Origin of the sequence: Streptomyces sp. SID3343, assembly GCF_009865215.1 — a bacterium.
GTDB lineage: Bacteria > Actinomycetota > Actinomycetes > Streptomycetales > Streptomycetaceae > Embleya.
Window position 1 is genome coordinate 1 of the sequence record NZ_WWJX01001413.1, and the last position, 240, is coordinate 240.

A 240-nucleotide genomic window follows, 5' to 3' on the forward strand; every position below is an offset into this window, starting at 1 on the left:
CGCACAGCACGTCGTCGCCGCTGGGGGTCAGTCCCGGGCCCAGCCCGAGCAGTGTGAACGCGGCCGTCGCGGCGCGTTCGGGGTGCGGATCCCAGGTGACGTGCCGGCCCAGCGCGGCGAGGCCGGTCCGGCCCCGGTCGGGCAGTCCGCCGAAGCCGGTGCCCGTGCCGATCGCCGTACGCAGCGTGGTGACTCCCGCCCGCACCGTGTCGACGTCACCGGGCGCGGGCGGGCGCGGCG

At 78.8% G+C, this 240-nt stretch carries 1 protein-coding gene; it reads right to left on the minus strand.

From position 1 onward, the window contains the following. The coding region (locus tag GT354_RS44665) for a DUF2877 domain-containing protein (protein ID WP_161362990.1) at window positions 1-240 on the minus strand (240 nt) is incomplete at both ends.